Source organism: Peribacillus sp. TH16, from assembly GCF_016651095.1.
In the GTDB taxonomy this organism is placed as follows: Bacteria; Bacillota; Bacilli; order Bacillales; family DSM-1321; genus Peribacillus; species Peribacillus butanolivorans.
In genome coordinates this window covers 1,834,767-1,860,758 of record NZ_JAEKEM010000009.1, presented here as the reverse complement: position 1 = coordinate 1,860,758, position 25,992 = coordinate 1,834,767, and the positions used below count along the sequence as shown (strand labels likewise).

20 protein-coding genes and 1 riboswitch are annotated in these 25,992 nt (G+C 38.3%); of the genes, 16 read left to right on the top strand and 4 right to left on the bottom strand.

Annotated features, from left to right (window positions below; genetic code table 11):
• Window positions 1–24 precede the first annotated feature (24 nt).
• From JFV29_RS22980 to JFV29_RS22955, 6 genes are all read left to right on the top strand, one after another.
• Window positions 25–840 carry an SDR family NAD(P)-dependent oxidoreductase gene (locus JFV29_RS22980; protein WP_201186591.1) on the top strand — a complete coding sequence of 272 codons (816 nt, stop codon included), beginning with the start codon at window positions 25–27 and terminating at the stop codon, window positions 838–840.
• Window positions 837–1,610: an SDR family NAD(P)-dependent oxidoreductase gene (locus JFV29_RS22975; protein WP_201186590.1), complete on the top strand. Its 774-nt coding sequence runs from the start codon at window positions 837–839 to the stop codon at window positions 1,608–1,610. The genes JFV29_RS22980 and JFV29_RS22975 overlap by 4 nt, the downstream gene beginning before the upstream one ends.
• 15 nt (window positions 1,611–1,625) lie before the next feature.
• The gene (locus JFV29_RS22970) at window positions 1,626–2,540 is read left to right on the top strand and encodes a fumarylacetoacetate hydrolase family protein (RefSeq protein ID WP_201186588.1); all 915 of its coding nucleotides are present in this window, start codon (window positions 1,626–1,628) and stop codon (window positions 2,538–2,540) included.
• Complete coding sequence (locus tag JFV29_RS22965; RefSeq protein WP_201186586.1) at window positions 2,533–2,958, top strand: RbsD/FucU family protein; 426 nt, start codon at window positions 2,533–2,535, stop codon at window positions 2,956–2,958. Before JFV29_RS22970 ends, JFV29_RS22965 begins: the two co-directional genes overlap by 8 nt.
• 27 nt (window positions 2,959–2,985) lie before the next feature.
• Window positions 2,986–4,326, top strand: a complete 1,341-nt coding sequence (locus JFV29_RS22960) for a sugar porter family MFS transporter (RefSeq protein WP_200964801.1) — start codon at window positions 2,986–2,988, stop codon at window positions 4,324–4,326.
• Window positions 4,327–4,512: 186 nt separating this feature from the next.
• A riboswitch (ZMP/ZTP riboswitch) is annotated at window positions 4,513–4,591 on the top strand.
• A gap of 172 nt (window positions 4,592–4,763) precedes the next feature.
• Window positions 4,764–5,963, top strand: coding sequence for a phosphoglycerate dehydrogenase (locus tag JFV29_RS22955; RefSeq protein WP_053347601.1), 1,200 nt, complete (start codon window positions 4,764–4,766; stop codon window positions 5,961–5,963).
• 304 nt (window positions 5,964–6,267) lie between these two features.
• Here JFV29_RS22955 and JFV29_RS22950 read toward each other — a convergent pair whose 3' ends face one another.
• From JFV29_RS22950 to JFV29_RS22935, 4 genes are all read right to left on the bottom strand, one after another.
• A complete protein-coding gene (locus tag JFV29_RS22950; protein ID WP_098175535.1) occupies window positions 6,268–6,687 on the bottom strand; it encodes a VOC family protein in 420 nt (139 codons plus the stop codon).
• A gap of 323 nt (window positions 6,688–7,010) precedes the next feature.
• Window positions 7,011–7,547, bottom strand: a complete 537-nt coding sequence (locus JFV29_RS22945) for a DUF4309 domain-containing protein (protein ID WP_342366598.1) — start codon at window positions 7,545–7,547, stop codon at window positions 7,011–7,013.
• A gap of 315 nt (window positions 7,548–7,862) precedes the next feature.
• Entirely contained in the window at window positions 7,863–8,333 is a 471-nt protein-coding gene (locus JFV29_RS22940) for a FixH family protein (protein WP_201186584.1), read from the bottom strand.
• Window positions 8,334–8,360: 27 nt separating this feature from the next.
• Window positions 8,361–9,734: a PepSY-associated TM helix domain-containing protein gene (locus tag JFV29_RS22935; RefSeq protein WP_201186583.1), complete on the bottom strand. Its 1,374-nt coding sequence runs from the start codon at window positions 9,732–9,734 to the stop codon at window positions 8,361–8,363.
• A gap of 482 nt (window positions 9,735–10,216) precedes the next feature.
• On the opposite strand from JFV29_RS22935, the gene JFV29_RS22930 reads away from it, so the two are divergent.
• The 10 genes from JFV29_RS22930 to JFV29_RS22885 all read left to right on the top strand — a co-directional run bounded on the left by JFV29_RS22930 (window position 10,217) and on the right by JFV29_RS22885 (window position 25,932).
• Window positions 10,217–11,278 carry a M4 family metallopeptidase gene (locus JFV29_RS22930; protein WP_201186582.1) on the top strand — a complete coding sequence of 354 codons (1,062 nt, stop codon included), beginning with the start codon at window positions 10,217–10,219 and terminating at the stop codon, window positions 11,276–11,278.
• Between the two features lie 32 nt (window positions 11,279–11,310).
• The gene (locus tag JFV29_RS22925) at window positions 11,311–11,628 is read left to right on the top strand and encodes a protealysin inhibitor emfourin (protein WP_201186581.1); all 318 of its coding nucleotides are present in this window, start codon (window positions 11,311–11,313) and stop codon (window positions 11,626–11,628) included.
• Between the two features lie 679 nt (window positions 11,629–12,307).
• Complete coding sequence (locus JFV29_RS22920) at window positions 12,308–12,919, top strand: hypothetical protein (protein WP_201186580.1); 612 nt, start codon at window positions 12,308–12,310, stop codon at window positions 12,917–12,919.
• Window positions 12,920–13,227: 308 nt separating this feature from the next.
• Complete coding sequence (locus JFV29_RS22915; protein WP_201186579.1) at window positions 13,228–13,419, top strand: hypothetical protein; 192 nt, start codon at window positions 13,228–13,230, stop codon at window positions 13,417–13,419.
• 417 nt (window positions 13,420–13,836) lie between these two features.
• The gene (locus tag JFV29_RS22910) at window positions 13,837–14,715 is read left to right on the top strand and encodes a phosphatidylinositol-specific phospholipase C/glycerophosphodiester phosphodiesterase family protein (RefSeq protein ID WP_201186577.1); all 879 of its coding nucleotides are present in this window, start codon (window positions 13,837–13,839) and stop codon (window positions 14,713–14,715) included.
• 924 nt (window positions 14,716–15,639) lie between these two features.
• Window positions 15,640–16,206: a competence protein ComK gene (locus JFV29_RS22905; RefSeq protein ID WP_057219804.1), complete on the top strand. Its 567-nt coding sequence runs from the start codon at window positions 15,640–15,642 to the stop codon at window positions 16,204–16,206.
• 931 nt (window positions 16,207–17,137) lie between these two features.
• A complete protein-coding gene (locus JFV29_RS22900) occupies window positions 17,138–18,712 on the top strand; it encodes a malate:quinone oxidoreductase (RefSeq protein WP_342366597.1) in 1,575 nt (524 codons plus the stop codon).
• Window positions 18,713–19,831: 1,119 nt separating this feature from the next.
• A complete protein-coding gene (gene helD, locus JFV29_RS22895) occupies window positions 19,832–22,171 on the top strand; it encodes an RNA polymerase recycling motor HelD (RefSeq protein ID WP_201186573.1) in 2,340 nt (779 codons plus the stop codon).
• A gap of 181 nt (window positions 22,172–22,352) precedes the next feature.
• Window positions 22,353–22,487 (top strand): small, acid-soluble spore protein L, encoded by a 135-nt coding sequence (gene sspL / locus JFV29_RS22890; protein WP_201186571.1) that lies wholly within the window; start codon window positions 22,353–22,355, stop codon window positions 22,485–22,487.
• 274 nt (window positions 22,488–22,761) lie between these two features.
• Window positions 22,762–25,932: an ATP-binding cassette domain-containing protein gene (locus JFV29_RS22885; protein WP_201186569.1), complete on the top strand. Its 3,171-nt coding sequence runs from the start codon at window positions 22,762–22,764 to the stop codon at window positions 25,930–25,932.
• Window positions 25,933–25,992 lie beyond the last annotated feature (60 nt).

Here is a 25,992-nt window from a genome sequence, read left to right as displayed (position 1 = left end):
AAATAGGAGAAGGAGGATCTATATATGAGTAAATTAAAAAATCGAACAGCTCTTGTCACAGGCGGTAGCCGAGGGATTGGAGCAGCAATTGTCATGAGATTAGCTGAAGAAGGCGCTAATGTGGCTATCAATTATACATCACCCGGTTCATTTGAAAAAGCAAACGCTTTAAAAGAAAAAGTAGAAAAAGAGTTTCATATTCAAGCGATTGTTGTGAAAGCAAATGTTGGGGTGAAAGAAGAAGTTGACCAAATGATAGACCAAGTGGAAAAAGAGTTAGGATCGGTAGAGATCCTAGTGAATAATGCTGGTATTGCTCCATTTGAACCTTTTTTGAGTCTTTCAGAAAAAACATGGGATGATACCTATCAGACGAACGTAAAATCGATCTTTTTGACAACACAAAGAGCGGCGAAAAAAATGATCGAAAATAAATACGGAAAAGTCATTAATATTACATCAACTGCGAGTATTCTTGTGACAAGTCCAGTAATCCCGCATTATATCTCATCAAAAGCAGCAGCTTCGCATTTAACAAAGGCCTTGGCGATTGAGTTAGGCAAATACAATATTAATGTAAATGCAGTCGGACCGAGCACCGTTGCAACGGATATGTGTGATGAATATTTGGCAGATCCTCAAATTCTAGCAAAAGAGATTGAAGCGAATCCAATGAAGAGACTTGGTACAGAAAAACAAATTGGAGATTCTGTTGTCTTTTTAGCCTCTGATGAAGCCGTGCAAATCAATGGGCATCTGTTAATGGTAGATGGCGGATTAACGGTTAAAGCGGCACAGCCTGAAGATCATATGAATCATGAACAGGAGGTAACATTATGAGACTACTCAACAAGATAGCAGTTATCACTGGCGGAGGAAGCGGTATAGGCAAGGAATCAGCCCGTTTATTCGCAAAAGAAGGCGCATTTGTTATCATCACAGACATTCATGCTGAAAATGGGCAAGGAACAGTTTCTGAAATAGAAGAAAATGGCGGAAAAGCAGCATTTTACGAAGTAGATGTGACGAATCCTGAAGCGGTTCAATCTGCAATACAACAGATTATTGAGACGTATAAAAAAATAGATATTCTATTCAACAATGCAGGAATCAGCAATGTGGGTAGAGTGGACGAAGTAGAGCCAGATGTCTGGGACCGAATTATGAGTGTAAATGTGAAGGGAGTTTATTTACCCTCTAAATACACGCTTCCTTATATGATGGAACAAAAAAGTGGAGTAGTCATCAATATGTCGTCTTGCGCTGCGGAAATGGGTCTAGTTAAACGTGCCGCATACTCAGCAACGAAAGGCGCTGTACTTGCTCTGACAAAAGCCATGCAAGTGGACTATGCCCCTTATAATATTCGAGTAAATGCTTTATTGCCGGGCACCATCTTAACTCCATTTGTTGAAGATTATTTGAAAAATTCATATGACGATCCTGAAATCGCAATCGGATCGATCAAGAAAAGACAGTTAAGCGGAGAATTAGGAAGACCTAGTGATGTGGCAAAGGCTGCACTATTTCTAGCTTCAGATGAGTCTACGTTCATGATGGGATCGCCTTTATATATTGATGGCGGAGTTGTTTTTGGGAAAAATGCATAAAAGGAGAATGAAACTATGAAACTAGCTACTTTTATAAAAGGTGAAAAGCAGAAACTGGCTGTTCAGATTGAGAATAACTTAATAGATATCGAAGAAACTGCTAAGAAGAATGAATGGAACAATATAGTAACAGATGTGATGCAAGTAATTGAATTCAATCAATCCGAACTAAAAGATTTTGAAATAAAGGTTAATGAAGCTGTCACAAATGGAAGTGCAGTAGCTATTGAAGAGGAAGGGCTTATATACGGTCCTAGTGTTACAAAACCTCATAAAATCATTTGCGTCGGATTGAATTACAGAAGACACGCAGATGAAACCAATGCACCGTATCCTGAAGTGCCTATCTTGTTTAACAAATTTGATAATACGTTAACAGGTCATCAAAGTGAAATTGTTATACCAAATGTAACGAATGAACTGGACTATGAGGTTGAACTGGGAATTGTAATTGGAAAAAAGACAAAGAACGTAACACAAGAAGCTGCTCTTTCTCATGTTTTTGGTTATTGTACAGTCAATGATTTGTCTGCAAGAGATCTGCAAATGAGAACACAGCAGTGGCTGCTTGGAAAAACCTGTGATGATTTTAGTCCAGTAGGACCTTTCTTAGTGACAGCGGACGAAGTAGGAGATCCAAACAACCTTAATTTGAAAACGTACGTAAATAATGAAATAAGACAAAACTCTAATACTTCCGATATGATCTTTTCATGCGCAGAAATCGTAAGTTATATTTCCCAGCACATGACGTTAGAGCCGGGAGATCTTATTTTAACAGGTACACCTGAAGGAGTCGTATTAGGCTTACCGGCTGATCAGCGCGTTTATATTCAGCCAGGAGATGTGGTCACTGTTGAAATCGAAAAGCTTGGAACACTAACGAACAAATTTGTTCAAGAAAGTGAAAAGGTTTTGACTAATGCTTAAAGGAATCCCGCCTATTATTTCTCCAGAATTGATGAAAGTTATGATGGAGATGGGGCACGGTGATGAGATTGTACTTGCAGACGGAAACTATCCGGCTGCAAGTCATTCCAACCGGATAATCAATGGTCATGGACATGGCGTTGCTGATTTTTTACGGGCCATATTAGAGTTTTTTCCACTAGATACGTATGTTACGTTTCCAGTCATGCTGATGAATCCTGTTCAAGGCGATGAAAAAAACCCTGTAATCTGGCAGACCTATGAAGATATAATAAAAAAAACGAGCGACTTTCCTGTCCAAATAGAAAAAGTCGAAAGAACGGATTTTTACGAAAGAAGTAAGGCGGCATATGCCATTATCGCTACAAGTGAACGTGCACAGTATGCGAATCTTATATTGAAAAAAGGTGTACTTTAATTAGTGAATCTAAAAGGAGTGAGTTATTTGCAAAAAATTCCGAATATTATGTATGTTTATGCGATTTTTGGTGGCTTGGCTGGACTTTTATATGGTTTTGATTCTGGTGCCATTTCTCCAGCGATTCCCTTTATTACCGAGGAATTTGGATTAAGCCCAGCCGGCCAAGGATTGATTGTAAGTTTCCTTCTTTTAGGAGCATTGCCTGCTATTGTTCTTTCAACCTCCTTATCTAAAGTATTAGGAAGGAAATCGCTCTTAATAGGAGCAGGCATCACGTTTATTGTTGGGTCTATTGGTTGTGCCTTCGCTACTAATGTAAGCGTTTTAATAGGATCGCGATTTATCCTTGGAATCGGATGCGGAATAGCCAATATGTGTTCGTTGATATATCTGGTTGAATTAGCTCCACCTAAAATCAGAGGATTAATTGGTGCATTATATCAATTAAGTGTAAATGTCGGAATTTTAAGTGCTTACATTGTAGGAGCTTCCTTTTCTGCTAGTGGTTCTTGGAGAATCATGCTAGGAATAGGTATTATTCCTGCTGCAATCTTTACGATTGGGATGCTAATCTCACCCGAAAGTCCACGTTGGCTAATGACTGCAGGAAAAGAAGAACGTGCAAGAAAAGTATTAATGAAACTAAGAGGATCGAAGAAAGAAGTGGAAGATGAAATAAGCGATATTAATTATTCACTAAAACAGCAAACTGTCGGATTCAAACATTTAGTTGGCCAGTATAAAAAGATTCTAAATATGAACTTCATATTAACGTTTTTTCAGGTCTTCACTGGGATTAATGCAGTAGTATACTTTGCTCCAATCATCTTTGAAGGAGTGGAAATTAACGGGTGGAGCGGATCGAATATAGCCAACTTCGGGATAGGTACTGCCTTAGTTATTTCCACGGCTATATCGCTATTCATTGTTGATAAACTGGGAAGAAAAACATTATTAATCTATAGTATTGGCGGGCAGGTCCTACCATTAATCGGTTTAGCACTATTTTCAGATTTTACGATATTTAGTATGGTTTGTGTGTTCTTATACGTCTTCGCGTTTGGAATCGGTCTAGGTCCTGTATTCTGGCTATTCATACCTGAAGTGTTACCTTTGCAGGCAAGAGCGATCGGAATGGGAGTCATTACATTTTTACAGTACACATTGAATTTTCTTTTTTCGTATACTTTCCCGCCATTGTTAAGTGTCATTGGAAATAATGTCTTCTTAATATACGCGGTATTATCAATAGTTGCTTGCGTATTTATTCACTATAAAACACCAGAAACCAAAGGGAAAACTTTAGAAGAAATTGAAGAGTACTGGCGTCAGCAAGATATGGAAAAAGCTATTAAACCTGCTTAAGGGTTTAACCCTTCCAATACAAGAACTAAAGATAGAACATCTATTGGAAGAATATTCTTCTTGCTAAGGGGACTGAGCAATGGGGAATTCTACTAAATAATTCTGCCAAAGGAACTGAAATAGGATAACCTTTTAAAATTGTAGTTGAAGGTTGATGGAGAATTTGATAAAATATAATTAATTAAAAAGACTATGTGTGACTGGCGAAACGCGGATAACCGTGAGGGAGCATATAGTGTCGTAGCCGTTCGCCTGGGCAGAGGTAAGGGAAATTATCCCTTGCCTCTTTCTGTTTATTAGGAGAGGATAGTGAAGACTAAAATCCATTATTAGAGAATACACAGATTTTTATGAAATTTGATTAGTAGCTTGCTTAACATCTTGTTAATTAATTTAGGAATTTAAAAACTATCATAAATTAAAAGAGGAGAAATAATATGAGCACATTAATTTTAGAAAAACTGAAAACAATCAAAACCTTAAATAATATTGCTGAAAGCGGGTTAAATGTATTCAATAAGGATAACTTTACTATCGACAATGACAGTGAAAACCCTGATGCTGTTGTTCTTCGTAGCTTTAACATGCATGCATTAGAATTAGGCGATAATTTAAAAGCAATCGCAAGGGCTGGAGCGGGTGTCAATAATATTCCCGTCGACAAATGCACAGAGCAAGGAATTGTTGTTTTTAATACCCCTGGTGCTAACGCTAACGCTGTAAAAGAAATGGTACTAACCTCTTTAATGGCTTCATCTCGTAACCTTTTTGCCGGTGTGGCCTGGACAAAGACGTTAGAAGGTGAAGGAGAACAAGTTCCAAAGCTTGTAGAAGCAGGAAAGAAACAATTTGTTGGAAAAGAAATCAAGGGGAAAACTCTTGGTGTAATCGGTTTAGGAGCGATCGGTGCGCTTGTAGCTAATGATGCACTAGGTTTAGACATGGATGTGATTGGATTTGACCCGTTCATCTCTGTCGATACAGCTTGGAACTTGTCCCGCAATGTACAGCGCGCTATGACGATTGAACAGTTGTTTGCTGAATCTGATTATATTACTGTACACGTGCCATTAACTGATGATACAAGAGGAATGTTTAACCAAGAAACATTTAGCATCATGAAACCGGGCGTACATATTTTGAATTTCTCACGTGGTGAGCTTGTGAATGAAACGGATATGGAAGCTGCACTTGAAAGCGGGAAAGTTGGCAGGTTTATTACAGACTTCCCGAATGAAAATGTATTGAAAATGAAAAATGTAGTTCCAATCCCACATCTTGGTGCCTCTACGCAAGAATCAGAGGAAAACTGTGCTATTATGGCAGCTCGTCAAGTGAAGTTGTTCTTAGAAACAGGGAACATCAAAAACTCAGTGAATTTTCCAAACACTTCCCTTCCTTATACAGGAAAGCGTCGTGTGGCAACTTTCCACGAAAACGTTCCAAACATGGTTGGGCAGATCACACTGGCTATATCAGACTATAATTTGAACATCGCTGACATGGTTAACAGAAGCCGTGGTGGATACGCGTATACGATGATTGACATTGACGGTGAAGTAAACGGCGATATCATTCCTGGTTTAGAGGAAAAAATCAAACAAATCACAGGCATCGTTACAACTCGTATTATTTAACATACTTTAATTGAACAGGAAGAAAGCGTACTTTCCTGCTCAAATGATAAATATTAGTACAAGCCTCAATTCCTTTAAGGAGTTGAGGCTTTTTTATTTTAGGCTTTGTTAGACAGTAATGCTGTTGATTTTTGAACAAATATAAGAGACTACTTATTGTGGTCTTCTATAGAACTAGCACCTGTTTCTATAAGAAAAGCGATTCCTATTAAAGAATCGCGCCCGTTGGTTGAATGAGGAAAAGGTGTAATCCTTTTAGTAACATGCTCAGATAACCTTACTTTTCAATTGCAGTTTTTTTATTTTAATTTCCTATGCCGGGCGAATTCATTAATACAATTCTCCAACCATCTGGATCTTCAATTGTAACACCTGATTTTTCCCAATATGGATTTTCTGGAGATACTGAATCATAACCCATACCTTTCAATCTATTTGTGATTTCTTCAATAGTTTTACTTTCAGGAATATAGAAGACAAGCAGATTATCCTTCGTTGGAGCAGGACATGGACTTCCATCTTTATGTTGAGTAAACTCTAAATGATAGTTTGAATTGGGAAGCCCAATCATTATACCGTCATATCCCTCATGTCCTTCAAAAGAACCGATTTTTTTCAAGCCTAATCCCTCACAATAGAAGTTTACAACCTTTTTTAGTTGATCAGTAGGACGTGCAACTCGGATTTGCGCTACTTTCATTTCTTTTGGCCATTTATTTTCCATTGTCTCATCCCTCTCTGTATATCATTTCATAATTAAATCTATTTACTTGGCAACTACTAAAAATTTTATCAAATGAATACGTTAGGAACCTTCAGTAATTGGGATGATTCCCTTGCAACTTTGGTCGTAGCACTGTACAGCTTTAATGTAAAAATACCATTAATTGGATTCACTTTCAACTTTTCGTATTGTGCTAACCTGCCCAGCTTGATGCGTAAGAATAAGTGCCGATCTTGTCTTAAACATCATGATTTTTTTGTTCTAAGTAAAAGAATCGTCCCCTATGAATTACAGAGACGATTCCTTATGTGGCTTGTTACTTATTATTTACATGATTTTTCTGCCAATTCAAGCGTATACATATACAATTTTGGATCGGGGTTAATCCAGGCGCTTTCAAACACGAAAACAACTTTATAATTTTTGTTATCAGTATAGGTGACATAGTACATTCCCTCTTGCTCCTCTTCACTTACAGGTTTACCAATCAATCCCTTCAACTCAGATAAATGAATGGTTTGCAGCTGGGGATCAAAATCATCAATGGCGGTAATCGTTTTTCTACCTGTTGAATCGTCATAAAGGAATCGAACATTGCGGCTCCAATAATTGGCTGCAACGGTACTTAGATCCTCCGGTGGACCCCAGGCTTTTTCTACTTTTTTCAACGAATCACCAACAGAAAAAGGTTTACTGTTAATCGATTGTTGGGATTCATAAGCTAAACCCATGATTTTTCGTATCAAGAGATCTGGCGTAGACTTCGATGATTCTGAAGCAGCAGAAGCAAAAGTTGCGCCTCCGCTAAACATGAGAAAAGCAAGTGTTAAAATGGTGAAGCTTCGGATAAAACCTTTCACTTGTTTCAAAATTAAACACCCTTTCTAAACAGGAATTGACGAATCACCCTAAATATAATACGTATTTTTCAAAAAAAAAGAACACTGAAAATTCTTGTTAACCCAACCGTACTCTACAGGAGGGAACATACTGCTTCAACCGATATCCCCGCAAAATTCTGATGCTGCAGTTAATCACTTATTAAAGTAAAGAAAAATAATAGCCAAAATTATTACCCCTTTTATTAGTAGTAACAACAAAAAACGGATTTACAACGGTAAGCAAATATCCATAAAAAATCCGGTTTTCAAAGAAAACCGGATTTTTAAATAAATTTAATGATGATGTTCATGACTTTCTTCTTGTTTATGCATACCTTTTTGCAAGATTTTTAAATCACTTTCAGAAAGTTTTCCTACGATAAACTGTTTTTGAGGCATAATTATTGAACCATCGTTACTAGCATGTACTTTTATATAGTATAGACCATCACTATCAAAGTTTTTCCTTAAACTATATGTGCCTTTTCCCTCTTCCTCAGCTTGTTCCATACTATATTTGAGAGAGCCATCTTGTTTCCATATTTCAAAATGAACAAAATCTGCGCCTACAACCCTTTTACCACCTTGAGTAAGAACAGCCTTTATAGTCTCCTGTGTATTAGCTGAAAAGGATTCTGGTATGATTATTTCCGATTCAAGAGGTGTTTCTTCTTTGTATAGAGTAGTGACATTCTTTTCAAGTGAACACGCACTTAGCAATAGGATGAAAATAAAAATTAAAAAGATACATATATATTTTTTCACGGCAAAAGCCACCCTTTACATTTCGAATTATGCATTCATAAACTTCTTAACTACAGATATTCTTTTAATAATTAACCAGTCAATTAGCCACACAACAATAAGCGACAAACCAACCAAAGGAAACAAAATTCCTAGACCTATTAACAGAATTAGAAAGGATTTCATGTTCTTTATATGAGGAGCTTTAGGTGCACCTAATCCTTTTTTCGGCTTTCGCTTCAACCATAAATAAAAACCACTAACGGCAACAAAAATAATTCCTAAACAAATAAGAAGGCTGAATATTTGATTAATCAAACCAAATTGAGTCCCTTTGTGCAAGGTAATTCCCCATGCAACTATTTTTCCAATAAAACCGTAATGATCATAACGATAATCAGCTAAAACTGCCCCAGAATATTGGTCAACATGAATAGTTGCTTCATCTTGTGCTTTCGGTGGAAAAGCTGACAATGTATAGACGCCATCTGTTTTATTTGGAATATTTATGCTATAACTTGGATGCATACCCTCACGATTCGCTATCGTAACTACATCATCAATGGACAGTGGGATAAAACCTTGAATATCTGAGATAGGTACATCTAAATTTTCTGCTGCCCAAGGTACATCTGCAATATCTTTTGTTTTAATTGAGGATGTTGGAGCACTTCCTGACCATATAGAAGGAGGATACCCAGATCCAGAATTGGTAGCTAAAGATTGAAAATTACTTCCCCAAAAACCTGACCAAGGTAAACCTGTCATAATTAAAAATAACATTCCTGCTGATATCCAAAAGGCAGGTACTGCATGTAAATCTCTTCTGAAAATATTTTTTCCTTTATTTATTCTTGGAAAAAGAACACCAGAAAGACTTAGCTTATTTTTGGGATACCATAAATAAAGACCAGAGACAATTAACACAACTGCCCAACACGCAGCTAACTCTACAATTCTATCTCCTAAGGTGCCAGCCATTAGTTCACCATGAATTTCTTCGATTTTATCCATAATTCTGTCTTCATCATTTAACTCTCCAATAGATTTACCTGTATAGGGATCTATAAAAATTGTAAGTGACTCCTTATTAGAAGTAATGCTTACTTCGCTCGAACGAGAGGCACTTTCTCCGGGATGATATTTTGTCACCACTGCATCAGGGTAAAGTTTCTTCACTTTCTCAATCTGCTGGGATGCTGGTATTTTATCTCCTTGAGGGGTAACCTCGTGGTAGTCTTGATAAAGTAATTGTTCAATCTGTGGCTTAAATAAATAGATTGATCCAGTAACTGCAAGAATAATAAGTAAGGGTGCAAAAACAATTCCAGCATAAAAATGCCATCTCCATACTGTTCTATACAGAGAGGTGTTTGTTTGTTTTTGATTTTGTATAGTAGTTTTTGTTTTAACAGTTTCCATTTATACAGGACCTCCTTTTTCTTTATAAAATTCAACTATATTGATGATAAAAAATATTTGTGAGAAAAATATGAAGTTTTATTAAAAAAAGGAAATTAAAGTTATTCTACCGCGCATTTCATTATTTAAATAAATTTCCCACTTCAACTAAACTCCCCAGTTATTTCAACAAGAAAATCAACAACATCCTATAACAGAGGCTTATTTTAAGAGGAAATGAAAATGAGTGATCAAACCGAAAAACAAGAACAACTGGAACTAAGGACTGAACGTGCTGAGAAAGAAATTTGCAAGTAGTAGAGTAGGATAGAATGGAGGGAAATGAGGTAGGTGCGGCGAAAGTAATCTATAGAAATGTGTTGTAGATAAAAGGAGAGCAGCAAAACCAAATGTTAACGAATCAGATAATCTACTAATTACCATGAATTACGGTGAAGACTAGGCGCGCTGTTTGTAAAAAAAATTATGAAGGAGTGTCAAATATGCCAAAAAAAGATTGTTCGAAATCGCTGTGCCAGTGTTTCATTGTACCTAACTACATTCTTGAGAATTTGGCACAAAATGAAGTAGAAGCAGCACGGATCAGTTTAGCGAAAAGCCGTCAAGTGCGCAGACGTAGAATCATGAAAGAATATGATATTAACGGTGTTGTTGCTTTAACTGATGCAGGGTCAGAACGTAAAGGTGAATCTGCTCGCCATGTTTATGATTGTAAAGGAGGGACCAAACTCCGACAGAATGAGGCTAGGAAAGAAGGAGATCGATCAAGTGGGGATTCTGTAGTTAACCATGCATATGATTATAGTGGAGTTGTGCGTGACTATTTTAAGGATGTTTTACACCGTAATTCAATAGATAACGAAGGCCTTGATCTAATTCTGAACGTTCATTATGGGGATAAATTTACAAATGCCTATTGGGACGGAGATGAAATGGTATTTGGTGACGGCGATGGGGTTATTTTTAGCAATTTTGCAAATTCACTCGATGTAATTGGACACGAACTTACACATGGTGTTACGCAGTTCACCAGTGGGTTGGAGTATGAAGGCCAGTCAGGGGCTTTGAATGAACATCTCTCAGATGTGTTTGGAGTGACTATCAAACAATTTCATTTAAAGCAATCAGCACAAGATGCGGATTGGTTAATCGGTGCTGATATAATGGGACCAACACTAAAAGGACAAGCTCTCCGTTCCATGAAAGCTCCAGGTACTGCATTTGACAATAAATTAATGGGGAAAGATATGCAGCCTGATCATATGAAGAACTTCTATCGAGGAGAGCGAGATAATCATGGTGTCCATATCAATAGTGGGATACCAAACAAGGCTTTTTATCTTGTATCTATGGAGATTGGAACGGACAAAGCGGCTTTGATTTGGTTCAATGCCATGCAGAATTTATTTGCAACGGCGAATTTCAATCAATTCGTACAAATTGTTATCAAGGCAGCACAAAAACTTGTTGATAGTGGAGAAGTTACTGAGACAGCTATAAAAACAATTGAAGATGCTTTCAAAGCGGTTGGACTGCCTGAGTAGTTATATTCTATGAATAGGAGGCTTCATTCAGCATGCATATCCAATTTAGCTGCATAGGGGGATTTGCCAACCTCGACTTGAATTTTCAGATAGATACAAATGAATTGCCGCAGGAGAAAAATGAAGAATTAAAGAATTTAATGAAGACAGCTGATCTTTCTAATCCTCATCTAAGTAAAATGGTCGGAGCTAAATCTCAAGGAGCGGACGCGTTTTCATATCAGCTGGATATAGTAAATGAAAAAAAGAAACAGTCCTTCTCATTTACTGACACAACAGCTCCAGAGGAAGTACGGCCCTTATTAGATTATTTACGTAATTTAGCCATTGAAATAAAAATGGCAGAATAACAACAAAGGATAACTATAATCAAATTTTGGAGTTAATAATTTAACAGCAATCCTTCTGTGCTGGTGGCGGCAGGAGAGGACATCCATTAAAGGTCGGGGCGGTTATCGTTGGAACTACGGTTCTAGGGTGCTGCGGCAGGTTTTAATCCGTACAGGGGCGATATTGTACGAGCTGCAGTCGGTCGAAAGATCGGAAGTTCAGAAGGGCATATCATACGGATACCAAACGAGGCGACGTAAGGAATGCGACTTTGCTTCTTATATGCCTCAGACTATCCGTTTGACGTGTGTAAGGGGCAAAGTCTGCTCTCAGCCGTTTCCAATCCTTCGGCTCAGTAAGTCAAAGAGCGTAAGGGCGGTCAAGCAAAATAGCGATTATTTAGTAAAAAAATAGACGATAACTACATAAAGCTTACTTGTTAAGGGTGGGGAAACACAGTCTCGGCCTGAGTAAGGCAAGCAAGCGATAGCGCGGTAGGATCCAGCGCAAATATATGATATAGATACGTCACTCAATCCGGGTGGCGTTTTCTCGTAGGTTGGCTGCCATTGTGATTGTTAAAGAGAACTTTTTTTAAAACAATTACCTGAATAGTAAAATTATAACTTTAAGCATATTAAGCTGATAATTTCCTAATCTATGCTGTGTTTTACATTTAATTGGAAAGGGAGAAAGTAAATGAAAAAAAAGTTTAAAACTGGATTGTTATCTTTAATAGCTTTGATGTTAGTTTTTTTATCTGTAGGGCCCTCAGTGAGTGCAGAATCAATGTCTACGAAAGAAAGTGAAGAAGTAGCTAAGTTGGAGAAAGATCTTAAATTTCTAATGGAGGAAGCTGCTATCTATGATTCGGAAAATAATGTAGTAGGCTTTCATTTTGATAAATTAGAAGCTGAATTTGGTGAAATAGACGAACTTAAAATTCTCCAACAAGAGATTGAGTCTTCAAGTTGTAAGCTTGCAGAAACTACAGTGATTAATCCTATACAGCCATTAGCTGCTAAGAAGAGTTGGAAAAGTTGTATGGTAGCTTCTTTAAAAGACCATTTTGGAGTAGCACTTATTGAAGTAGCTATGACTGGAGGCTTATGGGCTTATTTACAGAAAAAGGCGTATAAAGAAGCAGCCAAACTATTAATTAAAATTGGTATAGGTGGAAATGCAATTGGTTTAGCTGCTACTCTTACTTGGTATGGAACTAGATGTCTAGAGGGTGTAGGCCCTTGGGCTATTAATACGGTTGAAATGAATGATTCTATTTTAAATAAAGAATTTTATAGTATAGTTTGAACATAAGGTATTATAGGTCTGAAAAGGGTGATTACAATGGCAAAGGAAATCTTATACTTTTTGGGGTATTATCTATTAATCCCAATAATTTTTATGATTAGCATTTTTTTATGGAGATTTGTTATTCAAGGTAATGATCTATGGTTGGTTTTAACAGATTCTTTATCGATTTTAGGGTTATATTATTTATTTACGAGCATTTTATTTAGCTTTTTTATTAAACGATTTAAAGAAAAGAATGAAGCTTTTTACAAATGACCGAATTTCAAATTTCTTTTAGACTCCCGTTTTAAGGGGGTCTTTTTTGTGTGGGTAAGAGCCCGGCGGTCATTTTTTCATCCATTGTCTATTCGAAGTTGTTGTTCATGACTGAAGAAGAGCGAGATCAATGGCTCAAGGAGCAACGTGCTGCAGGTAATCCCGACCTATTGAGGTTAGACAGACTAGGCAATGAACTTTATCGAGAGTTTTATACGGGTGAGGAAGACTCGAAAAAATAGGTGTCTTTTCGGGTGCATTACGAAAGTGGACCGGGCCTTACAGCGCCAAGGTATACAGAGTTTATTCGTAATTCTGGTTCATCTTAATCAGTATAAAGAACTAACAGATTGCGCCCTTTCAGGTCGCCAACCTTCTTGTCGAAAAGTAATAATAATAAATACAAGAACGCCGAAAAAGGGAATTGAGGGCCGGACGTAGTGGAATGAAGGATCGCAGGTGGATTGAGGAAAGGTTTACCTAGATTACCCTCTTAAAACAAGCGTAACTGAGCATTTCAGTTACGCTTGTTTTTGTGTAAAAGAACTAATTCATGTAAACACTTTTTTCAAATTCCGTTAAGGTTCTGTAAATACCATTGTTTTCTTAGAATAAAAAGCTACGATAGAAGTGAAATGATAAAGAGGAGGAAAATGAATATGAATAAATGGTGGCTAACGATGTCTTTAGCAGTTGCTGTTGCTATGCCCTTTTCATCAACAAATGCTTCCGCTGAACAGGTTAAGAAGGAACCTAAAGTTATAGTGCCGCTTGCAAAAGCGCACGCACACAATGATTATGAGCATGCACGTCCTCTCTATGATGCACTGGATCATGGGTTCACAAGTGTAGAAGCGGACGTCTGGCTAAAAGACGGTGAATTACTAGTAGCCCATGATGAAATCAATGTTAAACCAGAGCGGACACTTAAGTCCCTTTATTTAGATCCATTAAAAGAAAAAGTGAAGCAAAACAGAGGCTCTGTTTACAAAAATCGTGACCAAGATTTCTTACTGTGGATCGATATTAAATCCGAGGACAAAGCTACATATGAAGAAATTAATAAACAACTTGTAGAATACAAGAAAATGGTTACAAAATTTTCAAAATCAAAGGTAAACCAAGGTGCTGTTACCGTCATTATTTCTGGAAACCGACCGCGTGAGCTAATGGAAAACCAGAAGGTACGTTATGCCACATTCGATGGCCGAATGAGTGACCTGGGATCTGATGCACCTAATGAATTCATACCTGTAATCAGTGACAACTGGACAAAGTATTTTACATGGCAGGGTGTTGGTAAGATGCCTCAAGCTGAACTAGAAAAGCTGGATCACATTGTCAAAACGGCGCATGCTAACGGTCAAATGGTTCGTTTCTGGGCAACTCCAGACGCAGCGTTACCAAGCCGTGAAGCTGTATGGGATGAGATGCTAAAAGCAGGAGTAGACCTTGTAAACACAGATGACCTTCCAGCCTTACAGCAATACCTGCTTGAAAATGATCCACACCCTACGAAACAGCATATTAAGTGGTAGCCAATTCATATTATTTATTAATAAACCAGACGATCCCTATCCTAGTGAAGCGGGTTATCTGGTTTATTTTTGATGCCTCCCTAAGCCATATTTCTTTGAAGTAAAACATATATCAGATAGATTGAAGGAGATTCTTAGAGTGGGAAAAAGATAATAGAAACCAATAAAGTCTATCAAAAATAGGCTTTTTTGCGTTCGAATCATATGTTCACCGAAATTTCATTTTTACTCACTTTTCACATAGCTTTTGCTTATTATTTCAAAAAATAGACACAAGTTAACAACTATATGTTGAAACTGACTACCAGTTTCCATGAGGAAATCAATCATTATAGCTTTCTAATAGGATTTTATAAAGAGTAAGCCAATTTAACTAGTCATTTAGGTCGAAAGATAATGAAAATTGAAAGAGATTCAAATGAGAGAAGTTTTACAAAAATTGCGAAAAATAGGATAATGGTCGCGTAGGTGATGTGAAATGCATATCAAGAAATGAAAGTTACAACTTCAGGGAAGAGTATTACCCAGTTCAGGAAGAAAATAATAATCGCGCAGTCCAAATCTCAACATTAGAATCTCCTTTGCTCATACGTTTATCTACTCCACAAACATCATGAAATCCCCTCTGTAAAGCAATCAACGAACCAACTTTTGCTATTAAAAAGGACCTGTTCTTGGAAACAAGATGATTCCTTTTTATCAAACATCTACGGCCCTACAAAGGGCGTCCACTATTATTTCATTTAACCTAAGATGTCTTTACACTTCTTTTAGGAGGTGAGGAAAATGTGAATTAAAAATAGAAAATCCCTTAGGGGGAGAAAGTCCGGGAAGACAGTCACCTAAGGGCTCATGAGCAGGAGTATACCTGACTCTATATTCAGTATACCCCTATTAATGAAATATTAAATGGAGGCGACTTACATGATGATACGAAATAGTTATCTAATGAATAGGGAAACGGTTGGAATGCTGGTTGAGTACGATTCAAAGGGAGTGGAGATGACAAGGGTGATAGAAGGAAAGAACACGTTTTTCGTAATCAAAACTCCACTTGAAATTTTGAATGACACACTGAACTATTTTGGATCTGATCTTAATGGTGCCCTTATCGGAGCAAAATCTGTGCTCGGCGGTAAATACAAACTGCCCATCTGTATTAACGCCCAGCTTGGAATGGCTTGGTTCTCATGTAGCTCCTTTCGAAAAGGCGGCGGGATCTGGCTTTCTTATATTCATATTAATCACTTTGAAAAAATCAGCGACAAAGAAACTATGGTTCATACCAACTTTGGTCACAGCTTACCTGTTTCGATGAGTACAAATCAACTCGAATTCAAAAGAGACCAAGCAGCCTATCTGCACACAACCTTCTATGAACGCTCTACGTTGAAAAAGACCTTTTATTACGAACCGGGAAGTGGAATAACATTCTGTAAAGAACCTGGAGAGATAAATTACAAGGTGAAGGAGAATGAAAAAGAAGAATGATTAACCAAGAAATCGCTAAGGAAGAGACTGCCAATTTGGTGGTCTCTTCCTTGTATAAAGCGATAAAAATACTATTGTCTGTTGGAAATAATGGGTATTAAGTTTTCCAAACATCACTTGGTTTTTCTCTTGCTGGCTTCTAGCTTGGTTTTAATAAAATCGATCCAAGTGCTAGTAGCGTAGGAGATATAGCTGTCTTTTTTCCAAGCGATACCGATTTGCCAATTTATATGGGGGATAAGTGGAATGACTTTGATCTTTCATGATTTCCGCGGAAATCATGCTTTTTGGTTATTTTACTTGTGGGAATCTCTAAACAAATACCATCTTTCACCGCGCGTGGCTAAACAGCCGCTAATTTTTTTACGATCCTCATCAACATATTGAAAGCGGCTGCCTTTTTTTAATGTTTGACCTTTTCTGTGGAAAATGTAGCGGGCATTTTCTTTTAAAATGACGAGAGCATCATCACTAATCGCAAACTCCGAAAATGAATCTTTTTTTACTAAAAAAAGGTTAGTTAAAAAAGTTCATCTAATATAACGACAAAGTATCCAACTACGTCATAAACTGTTATATAATGTTTGAAGTGCATATTTTTAATTAAATAAAATAACTAAAACGGGGTATATTCCCAGAGTTCGAAAATCTGACGTTATTTTGAAATATCTGCAAAAGAAGGGGGAACATTTTTCATTTCTAAAATAATCCAGTACAGTGCAACTAAGAAACGTGGAGGTTCACTGATAACGGCAAACCAAAGCCTTAACCTTTGCTAGAAGCTGGATAAAGATCTTGGTGTTATATAATAGTTGATATTTAAATCTATAAATAATAGTGATATACTATATAGGGTTAAAAATGCATACAGAAAAGGTGTGTTCCTTGGTTGCGTCTTGGCTTACCGTGACGCTTAAGCAGGAGCGTCTACATCCTTTCTGCAAATCTTTATAAGGATATGGTAAAAATGAGTAACAGACAAACTGAAACAGACGTTATCTTAATTGGTGCCGGAGTCATGAGTGCGACTTTGGGGACATTGCTAAAAGAATTAGTACCGGACTGGAAAATTACAGTGTTTGAGAAACTCGCAGACGCAGGTGAGGAAAGCTCTAACGAGTGGAATAATGCGGGAACCGGGCATTCTGCACTTTGCGAGCTTAACTATACTGTCGAAAAACCGGATGGATCCGTAGATATTAGCAAAGCTATAAAAATTAATGAACAGTTTCAGCTTTCAAGACAGTTCTGGTCTTATCTTGTAAATAGGAATCTGATAGGTAATCCGCAGGACTTTATCATGCCATTGCCTCATTTGAGTTACGTACATGGGGAAGAAAATGTAAAGTTTTTGAAAAAACGTTTTGAAGCAATGTCAAACAATCCACTGTTTGAAGGAATGGAATTTTCCGATGATCCTGAAAAACTGATGGAATGGATTCCAGTTATGTTGAAAGACCGAACTTTAAATGAACCTATAGCAGCAACAAAAATCGATTCTGGAACAGATGTCAACTTTGGCGCCTTAACGCGTTTATTATTTGACCACTTAAAGACTAAGAATGTCGATTTAAACTATAAGCATAGTGTTAATAATATTAAACGTACTAGCGACGGATTGTGGGAATTGAAAGTGAAAAACCTCGATAGCGGTACTGTCGAACGCCATACTGCTAAATTCGTCTTTATAGGCGCCGGGGGAGGAAGCTTGCATTTACTGCAAAAAACCGGTATTCCTGAAGGAAAACATATTGGGGGATTCCCGGTAAGTGGAATATTCATGGTGTGTAACAATCCGGAAATTGCAGAGCAGCATCATGGAAAAGTATACGGAAAAGCTTCGGTTGGTGCTCCGCCAATGTCTGTTCCGCATCTTGACACAAGATATATCAACAACCAAAAATCGTTGCTATTTGGACCGTTTGCTGGCTTCTCACCAAAGTTTTTAAAAAATGGCTCAATGCTCGATTTGGTAACTTCAGTAAAACCGGATAATCTCGTAACTATGTTGGCAGCAGGCGCAAAAGAGATGTCATTGACAAAATACCTGATCCAGCAACTTATGTTATCGAAAGAACAGCGCATGGAAGAATTACGTGAGTTTGTTCCGAACGCTAAAAGCGAAGATTGGGATTTAGTGGTAGCAGGCCAACGCGTGCAAGTTATCAAGGATACTGTTGAAGGCGGCAAAGGAACACTTCAATTTGGTACGGAAGTGGTTAGTGACGCTGATGGCACGATAGCTGCATTACTAGGCGCTTCTCCTGGTGCTTCTACCGCTGTTCACGTTATGCTTGAAGTAATGAGAAAATGCTTCCCGCAACATCTAAAAGAGTGGGAACCGAAATTAAAAGAAATGATACCTTCTTATGGCGTGTCACTAGTGGAAAACCCAGAGCTTTTCCACGAACTTCATGCTTCAACAGCGCAGGCGCTTGGTCTAAACGAAGACCTGCCGAACCAAGTTAATTCTGATGCAGAAACAAAGTCACTTCAAAAAGCTTAAGCAACATTTTTCATCAAAGGACAATGTTTCCTTGATGAAGAGATTGAAAAGGCAATGAATGAAAAATAAAACATGGAACCTTCGATCTATCTATGGATTGAAGGTTCTTTTTTTTGGAATTTGCAGTTAGAATGGGCACGGAGAACCGGATCACAAGTGATGGTAATCAAAAAATGGGGGGGATTCCACCTACCTTGATCAAAACTGGGGTAAGGGTAAAGTGATGATTTGTTAGACAGCATGAGAGAGTAGTGGAATGAATGACGCTGGATAGTCTTTTGGGGGCTATCCATTTTTTAATCCCGGATTATTCAGTATTTTACTCATCCTGCAAAACAAACAAGCCCTCTCTATAAAGGAGGGCTTCAGACTGTAGACAAACTCAATAATTGATCTTCACTCCAGGCACTCGCTTTCCGCGGGCGGTCCGTGAGCCTCCTCGGCGCTGCCTGCGGGGTCTTCCTTGGACGCACTATTCTCGCAGGAGTCTCGCACCTTCCGTTTCAATCACATTTGTTTTAAAATTAGAAGCCCTCTCTATAAAGGAGGGCTTTAGGCTGTAGACAACCTCGATAGTTGATTTCCACTCCAGGCACTCGCTTTCCGCGGGGGTCTCCTTTGGACGCACTATTCCCGCAGGAGTCTCGCACCTTCCGTTTCAATCACCTTTGAATGAAAACAGTTAATTCATTTTCTAATAGTTTGACTAATTCCATCGATTTATAAAGTATTAGGAATTATCTGTATGGGTGGAATAGGATCTGCCGTTATGTCATGGGATACTACGAATCGCCGTTGATGAGAGTGTCGTAGCTGCCATGAAATCAGTGACCAGCAAAGCAATGAGGCTTTCAAATATGTAAATAGTCAAAAAAAATAACCAGCCAAGCTACATGCTCAACTGGTTACTGGATTTATATGTTAAATTAGAGTTTAAAACGACGATTTATTATGGCAACTGATGTGCAATATATATTGATATAATTCAGAAATTGTGATAAATTAGTATAGAAACACATTTATCAATATATAAAAACAGTTTACCCCTTACTATAAGTATAAGGTAAAACTCACCTCTAGTCAACCCCTAATTTCTCATTTTTTAAAGGAGTGTCTGATATGAACAATGAAATTCGGCAGGAGCAAGAACGTTTGGATGAGGTGATAGAAACAATTACGAAACAAATCAGCAAAATAGAGGGTGAAACTTCCCAGCGTAGAAAAGAAGTTGTTAATATCCGTAAACACTTTTGGGATGACCTCAAGGTTAATATGGATACTTTCGATGATTACCTCGAGACGATCATTGGCTTAAGGCAGCAGGCTCAAGACTTGTCACAAAGCGAAGGGGCACATAGATATGCTTTCAAGAGGTTGTCAACACTGCGCCGCATGCAGGGAGTACCTTATTTCGGCCGAATTGATTTAACTGAAGAAGGGTCTTCCCTTACGGAACATATTTATATTGGGACCTCCACTCTTGCTGATACAACAGGAGAAAACTTCATTGTCTACGATTGGAGGGCTCCGATTTCGAGTGTCTATTATGACTATCCTCCCGGCCCTGTAGAATATTCAACACCCGGAGGCATAATCCGGGGGATGTTGGAGAAAAAGTGGCAATATATCATCAAGGGAGGGGTTATCGAATCAATGTTCGATACGAGTCTCACCATTGGAGATGAGATACTGCAGCAGGTGCTTGGTAAGGGGACGGATAAGCATATGCACAGTATTGTGTCCACCATTCAACGGGAGCAAAATAGGATCATTCGGAACGATCGCGGACGTCTGCTCATTGTTCAAGGAGCCGCTGGCAGTGGTAAGACATCTGCTGCCCTCCAACGGATCGCTTACTTGCTTTACAAGTATCGAGATAGGCTAAAAGCCAATCAAATCATTCTATTCTCTCCTAACTCAATGTTTAATAACTACGTATCCAATGTACTACCCGAACTTGGCGAAGAGAATATGCAGCAGGTAACATTCCAGGAATATTTGGACCATCGTCTGACTGACTCATTTCAAGTTGAGGACCCTTATGAGCAATTAGAATTTTTGTTAACTGCAGCGGATGATCCTTCCTATAGCACTAGGACAGCTAGTATCCGATTTAAGGCTTCAATTCGCTTCTTTGAGATAATCAAAACATACAGCCAATCACTAGAATTATCTGGAATGATCTTTAAAGGGTTAAGGTTTCGAGGGGAAATGCTCGTCTCCGCCAAACAAATCTCAGAAAGATTTTATAACACAGACACCACCCTACGTTTTCACAATAGGATTGAAAAGTTGAAAGAGTGGTTATGTGACTTACTTGATGAAAAGGAAAAGTTTGAGTTGAAACAACCTTGGGTCCAGGAGGAAATCGAGTATCTTAGCAAAGAAGACTATCAGAAGGTATACACTTACTTAGAGAAAAAACGCGGCCTTACTGAAGATTCCTTTGACGATTATGAGAAAGAGAATAAAATGCTCGCGCGCATGATTGTTCGTAAGAAATTGAAGACGTTACGCAAACGGATAAAAGCACTTCATTTTATCGACATTAAGGGAATATACAAGCAACTTTTTGACGATCAAACACGGATCGATCTGTGGAACGAGGGTAAAACACCTGTCGAAAGGGAAATTTGCTTATCAACGCAAAAAATGCTGGACGAAGGTAAACTGCATTACGAAGACGCGACTCCATTTTTGCTGCTGAAGGAGTTAATTTTAGGATTTCAGACAAATACTTCTATAAAATACGTGCTTGTAGACGAAGCACAAGATTATTCTCCATTTCAATTCGAGTTTTTGAAACGGTTGTTTCCTTCTGCAAGGATGACTGTGCTTGGTGACTTTAACCAGGCAATATTCGCTCATGCCAGCGAACGGGTAGATTTCCAGACTCTTACCAGTTTATACGGAATAAGTGAAACCGAGAGTATAACCTTGGCTCAAAGCTACAGATCCACAAAGCAGATTATAGAATTTACACGTGAACTAGTTCCTGATGGCCATCGAATTAAGGCATTCGACCGTGAAGGCGAAAAACCTGTACTGACTCAAGTGTCGAACCGTGATGAATTGCACGACAAAATCGTGTCTAAAGTCAAAGACTTTCAGAGCCGTGAGTATAATACAATCGCAATAATATGTAAATCTGCTGCGGAAAGTGCCGCTGCATATGATGCCCTTAGTACCATCGGTGAAATTAAACTCGTACAGAAAGGCACAAATGAATATGAACAGGGTGTTGTTGTTATTCCGGCTTATTTGGCTAAAGGCATCGAATTTGATGCTGTAATCATTTATGATGCATCTGTGCAAGCATACGGTGATGAAAGCTTACGAAGATTGTTCTACACCGCATGTACCAGGGCTATGCATAACTTGCAGATTTATACGGTTGGCGAACCCAGTCCTTTCTTGCTCAACGATGCAACGGATAGTTTACTTCTGACCTTGGATTAACAAAGAGGGCCCCAAATATGGAAAACAGCTTTTTGAAACCTGTGTAGACTTTAGTTCTATGCAGGTTTTTTATTAGGGGAATCTTTATAAGTTCCTGATTTTAGAGAGACGTTCTCAGAAAGAAACGACCTCCATTTTAATTTACAACAGTTCGGACATAATATACTTGGAGGTGAAGGAAATGAGTAAAAAGACAGCAGGAAGAGGCCAAATCGCACCAAGTGTTAACCCGCAGGGACATGGAAAAGATGTCGAATTCGCCACTGAGCCAAAAAGCGAGCTTGAAAACAAGGCAAAAAAGTCCAATACAAAATAAGTGTATTGGGCAAAAATATGGTCATACTTCGTAAAGAATGCCCTTCTCTTAAACGAGAGGGGCTTTTATAATCTATAAGAATGCTCTAATCCTCTTATTGATTATGGAAAAAAACCTACCTAAGTCCACGATTTTTGTCGATGAATCATACGTTTTTGGAGCAGTGGAATGTGAAAGAATAGAAGGATGGAGCTACCGTTAAAAAAATACCAAATACATTTGTCGCTGTGCTAATATGAAAGACTGAGCTTAATAAAATGGAGAGGAGTTACATATGAAAATAAATCGATTAATAGCGAACAATATAAATCATTTAGATTCATCACTACCAGACGACCAATCATTAGGAATTGCTGGGTTATCCGGTTCCGGGAAAACGACTTTTTGTCAAACCATTGGGGAAGAATCCAAGAAGCGTCTCGTTTCCTTATTGCCCAAGTCTGAATATCAGTATTTATTTCCTAATATTATGGAAACCAACTTCAGCGCCATCAAGATGGAAGAAATGCCGCTGGTCCTTTTTCTCGGCAAATCATCCATTTCAGCCAATCCCCGTTCAACCATTGGCACACATACTGGTGTGTTTAAAGAGATTCGTGTTTGTCTTGCTGAAAAATTCAATCTTTCTCCAGAAGTTTTTTCATTTAATAATGCCCTAGGCTGGTGCCCCACTTGTAAAGGACGCGGTACGACGAAAAATGTCGAATGTCCAAAGTGTGAGGGGAAGCGCTACAATCAAGAAGTCGAGCAATATACCATTGAATTATTAGATCGCCCGCATACTATTTCCGATATCAACAACCTAAGCATTGAAACGATCCTTTCGCTTGCAGAGACATTACATATTAGTGAAGCTAAACAGCATATTCTCCAAAATATAATCAATATGAATATTGGTTATTTAGGCTTAAATCGTATTATGGGGACAGTCTCAGGGGGAGAATTAACACGGCTTTATTTGGCCGAATTCATGGCAACAAGTGAAAATACCGTGATCATCATTGATGAAATCTCCGTCGGTCTTGATCATCAAACCCTTGTGAAAATTTTAGAACAGATTAAACAATTAGGTTATAAAAATCAAATTTGGCTCATTGATCACTCAGACACGGTGTTAGATAGCACAGATGAACAATTGTTCTTTGGACCTGGCAGCGGGAAATATGGCGGGAAAATTGTTGAGGAATCACCACGTCCCAAACCAATCAGCTGGGAACGAAATGAAGCAACGCCAACGGAATACTATCAATTTCAGGATCTTTACTGCCGTAATATTCAAATGGAAGAAATCCGGATTCCTAAGAATAGGCTAGTTACCTTTACGGGTGAGTCAGGCTGCGGTAAATCTACACTTGTCAATGAATGTATCTCTAAAGATTTTCAGAAGCGGTATCCAAAGGATAAACTGGTCATGGTCGGGCAGGACCGAAACAAATCGATTACCAGTCGATCAACCGTTGCGACGTTTCTTGATATTAAAAAGAAACTCACCAAATACAGTGATGAAATTGATGATATCTTTCAGCGTTCGATTGAAGATATTATCGAAGAATTGCCAAATGAAGACATCGCTCATAAACGCTTGAGCTTATTGATCAAACTTGGACTTGGTTATTTGACGTTAGAAAGAAAAACACAAACACTATCAACGGGTGAATTTCAATGTGTCCACTTAGTTTCCGAGCTGTTTGCGAAGACAAGAAACCCACACACGCTGTTTATTTTTGACGAGCCTTCAAAAGGGTTATCGCAAAACATTTTAAACCAATTCATTGATAGTGTCAGGGTCATCCTGGAGGATGAATCAGTCTCCATCATCATGATTGAACATAATGGTTATATGCTGGAAAGCTCGGATTATATCGTTGATTTTGGAAAAAGACAGCTTGCACCTGTCCAGCATCTTGACGTTGTCAGTCATGATGAGCATTATCGACACAAAAACAGTGAAGATCGAGTGGAGCCATTGCAAATCTCTTCCACACTTCGGTCAAAAAATGGCATCAATTATTTACAGGAAAATCATCTGGACTATTTTAAAAAGGCAGAGAACGTCTATAAGGGCGGCATTTTAAAAAGCTTATCACCAATCGCTCGTGTAATTTATGGTGAATACGAGTCAGACACGATCGCACCTGTGATCGCCATCGATCTGGAACGGCACTTGTATAGTCAATATACGTTTCTTTATGAATTGGGCGGAATGATCAACCATCTAGTGGCAGCACATCCGACCAATAAAGATACAAGAAGCTTCGATTTCTATTCTGCAGAAAATCATTGTCCAAGCTGTTCGGGCCGCAGGGTCATTGAAAAATTTGACTTTGATGTCGTCATTCAAGACAAAAACGTGCCATTCTGGGATGGCTTATTACATCCAGACGTGATGGAAGTACTAAAGTTTTATCAACATTCAAAACTGCAATTCCTGTTTGATGAGATCAAGAATGAACTCGGTCACGACATTAGTAAAAGCTATAATGAGATGACAGATGCCGAAAAGCAGACCTTCTTATATGGGTATTGGGAAAAGTCCTTTTACGATAAAGCAGGCAAGGCATCAAGGACATGGGAAGGATTCAATTTCATCATTGGACGTTATATGTTCATATCGAAATCGATCATTAAAGAGCAGATGAAAGCATCAAAAGAGATGATCGCCTGTCCTGCCTGTCAAGGAACGGTCCTGAACCATCATAAAAAACTAACATTTGGTGATACAGACATTCGCGAGATCATCCAACAGCCGATTGATCAAGTCATCAAAATTGTAGGGAAGCTGCCAGAACTGGAAAAACTAAAAGCGATTGTGGGCGGCGATATCGCACTTACAGATGATGTCTCATTCCTTCCTCGGGAAATAAAAGCGGCGTTGAAAATGCTCGAACTGGAACTGGCAAGCTTCGTCGGGTATGAAGTGGTTTTACAAAATACCCTGCCATTCTGGGGCAGCATTAAAGGTAATATCGAAGCAATCAGCAGCAAAAACCAGATCACCATCTGTGACTTTGCCAATATTAACGAAACAAGAGAAACCATTGTTGATAAATACTTCACCAATGGCAAATACAAAAAACTAACCTATGTCTATGAAGCATTTGGCTACAAAAAAATCGTTACCCAAATCAATAAAATTAAAGCAAGTCATAAATGTCCATTCTGTAATGGCAAGAAAGTCATTTCAGAAGATAACATCCATGACGGTGTGTATAAATTAACGATACCCTGTGTGAGTTGTCATGCCAGTGGCATCGATGATGAAGGACGTAAAGCAATCGTCGAGGACATTGACGTGCAGACCTGGCTGACAGGGAAAGTAAGTGATGCCGTGGTTGAAAGTGAACGTACCGAAGCCGTTGCCGATATTCCGATTTTCGCCCGGATTCGTGAATTGAACAAACGAGATATGATGGCAGTTTATCAATGCCTTGAACAGAATAAATAAATTTGAACAGCACTCTATTGAAAAAAAGTCCGCCGATAATGGCGGACTTTTTTTAGAAGC

Excerpts from the sequence above, each read along its gene's own strand:
- JFV29_RS22980 (WP_201186591.1), top strand. The coding sequence starts at position 25 with ATGAGTAAATTAAAAAATCGAACAGCTCTTGTCACAGGCGGTAGCCGA.
- helD (WP_201186573.1), top strand. The coding sequence starts at position 19,832 with ATGAACAATGAAATTCGGCAGGAGCAAGAACGTTTGGATGAGGTGATA.
- JFV29_RS22905 (WP_057219804.1), top strand. The coding sequence starts at position 15,640 with ATGATGATACGAAATAGTTATCTAATGAATAGGGAAACGGTTGGAATG.
- JFV29_RS22925 (WP_201186581.1), top strand. The coding sequence starts at position 11,311 with ATGCATATCCAATTTAGCTGCATAGGGGGATTTGCCAACCTCGACTTG.
- JFV29_RS22970 (WP_201186588.1), top strand. The coding sequence starts at position 1,626 with ATGAAACTAGCTACTTTTATAAAAGGTGAAAAGCAGAAACTGGCTGTT.
- JFV29_RS22965 (WP_201186586.1), top strand. The coding sequence starts at position 2,533 with ATGCTTAAAGGAATCCCGCCTATTATTTCTCCAGAATTGATGAAAGTT.
- JFV29_RS22955 (WP_053347601.1), top strand. The coding sequence starts at position 4,764 with ATGAGCACATTAATTTTAGAAAAACTGAAAACAATCAAAACCTTAAAT.
- JFV29_RS22930 (WP_201186582.1), top strand. The coding sequence starts at position 10,217 with ATGCCAAAAAAAGATTGTTCGAAATCGCTGTGCCAGTGTTTCATTGTA.
- JFV29_RS22935 (WP_201186583.1), bottom strand. The coding sequence starts at position 9,734 with ATGGAAACTGTTAAAACAAAAACTACTATACAAAATCAAAAACAAACA.
- JFV29_RS22885 (WP_201186569.1), top strand. The coding sequence starts at position 22,762 with ATGAAAATAAATCGATTAATAGCGAACAATATAAATCATTTAGATTCA.
- JFV29_RS22920 (WP_201186580.1), top strand. The coding sequence starts at position 12,308 with ATGAAAAAAAAGTTTAAAACTGGATTGTTATCTTTAATAGCTTTGATG.
- sspL (WP_201186571.1), top strand. The coding sequence starts at position 22,353 with ATGAGTAAAAAGACAGCAGGAAGAGGCCAAATCGCACCAAGTGTTAAC.
- JFV29_RS22910 (WP_201186577.1), top strand. The coding sequence starts at position 13,837 with ATGAATAAATGGTGGCTAACGATGTCTTTAGCAGTTGCTGTTGCTATG.
- JFV29_RS22975 (WP_201186590.1), top strand. The coding sequence starts at position 837 with ATGAGACTACTCAACAAGATAGCAGTTATCACTGGCGGAGGAAGCGGT.
- JFV29_RS22950 (WP_098175535.1), bottom strand. The coding sequence starts at position 6,687 with ATGGAAAATAAATGGCCAAAAGAAATGAAAGTAGCGCAAATCCGAGTT.